Origin of the sequence: Delftia sp. K82 (assembly GCF_002193035.1) — a bacterium.
GTDB lineage: Bacteria > Pseudomonadota > Gammaproteobacteria > Burkholderiales > Burkholderiaceae_C > Comamonas > Comamonas acidovorans.
The window spans coordinates 2,311,191-2,312,390 of sequence record NZ_MYFL01000001.1 but is presented as its reverse complement, the minus strand read 5'-3'; the positions used below and the strand labels follow the sequence as shown (position 1 = coordinate 2,312,390).

3 protein-coding genes are annotated in these 1,200 nt (G+C 51.8%); 2 read left to right on the top strand and 1 reads right to left on the bottom strand.

Going from position 1 to position 1,200, the window contains the following annotated elements:
- Both KDK82_RS10220 and KDK82_RS10215 read left to right on the top strand, forming a co-directional pair.
- Window positions 1–649 (top strand): RHS repeat-associated core domain-containing protein (locus tag KDK82_RS10220; RefSeq protein ID WP_306417368.1); only part of this gene is annotated, 649 nt, incomplete at its 5' end.
- 12 nt (window positions 650–661) lie between these two features.
- Window positions 662–907 (top strand): hypothetical protein, encoded by a 246-nt coding sequence (locus tag KDK82_RS10215; RefSeq protein ID WP_088164785.1) that lies wholly within the window; start codon window positions 662–664, stop codon window positions 905–907.
- 1 nt (window position 908) lies between these two features.
- Here KDK82_RS10215 and KDK82_RS32985 read toward each other — a convergent pair.
- Window positions 909–1,200: hypothetical protein (locus KDK82_RS32985; RefSeq protein ID WP_218827068.1), on the bottom strand; the 292-nt coding region annotated here is incomplete at its 5' end.

Genomic DNA, 1,200 nt, shown 5'->3' with positions numbered 1-1,200 from the left:
GTACTACGATGCGGCGACGGGGAGATACATCCAGGCGGACCCGATCGGGTTGGAGGGTGGGTGGAATCGGTTTGGGTATGTGGGGGGCGATCCATTGGGGTTCGCTGATGATGAGGGTCTGCAGAGGCGGTCAGCTGCGCCGTCAGTGAGCTATGCTCAGAGTTTGATTAATGCACAGGGGGTTAACCTTACTGGTCAGATCCTTCGTTATCAGCCGAATTACTCGTATAGCTACGCCTCTGTTCCAGGATATGGGTACACTCCGTCTAACATTAGTCAGCTGCAAGGAATATTACAAAGGCTGCAGAGTGGAAATTCATGCGTATCTGGATCATCGGGAGGCGTTAGATATGACGTTGATGCCATGGCTCGCGCTGCAGGAGCACCTGATAGAAATGGTCTAACCAGAGCTGGCCGTGCCCTAGATAAACACGGTGCAGGACAAAGAAGTCTAAATTCTCCATTCCCTGCGCCACGGGGAGGTCAGCAACAGAAAAATGCAGATGGGCAGTTTCAGGTGGAAGATATACTTACTCATCCTGGATCTATATTTAATCCTCTAGGTCGCGGTGGCGTGGGGGTGCGAGCCCCGGATGGCAGAGAAATCCGCTTTGATGCAAATGGTAGGTTTGCTGGTTTTATTGAATAAAAAATTGGTTATATGAATATAAAGTTCAAAGATTTTGAAATCGCTTCGTTTAGTGACCTTGACTACGAAGAGATGACAGTGGAGATTCGTTATCGCGGCATACCTATTGCGCAAATAAATAAGGATAAAGGATTTGAATGCTGTGATATCGAGATTCCATATAGATTTTCTCCTGAGGATGAGAAATTTATTTTTCCATTGGATGATTTTATGGAGGTGCTTGGTGCGGCTAAGGTGATGCTGGGGAAATTAGGTTGACCTAAGGTGTGGATGCAAAGCCTAGAAGGGCGACAACCACCTGCACTACGGCGCAGATGGCCGCATCGCCAAGGCCGGCGAATACGCAGACGCTGCCGATGCAAGAGCTGTCAGCTACGTCTACAACGCCCTGGGCCAGCGCGTACTCAAAAGCGATGCCCGGGGTGCAGGTCAACCGGCCACGCTGCAGACCCTGTACGCCGAAGACGGCATAGGCAGCACCGTGCTGGGCCAGTACGCCAACCAGCGCAGCGCCAACAGCGCAGCTCCGGCAGGCCAGAGCGACAGCACGG

Coding starts and splice junctions, on each gene's coding strand:
- KDK82_RS10215 (WP_088164785.1), top strand. CDS start 662: ATGAATATAAAGTTCAAAGATTTTGAAATCGCTTCGTTTAGTGACCTT.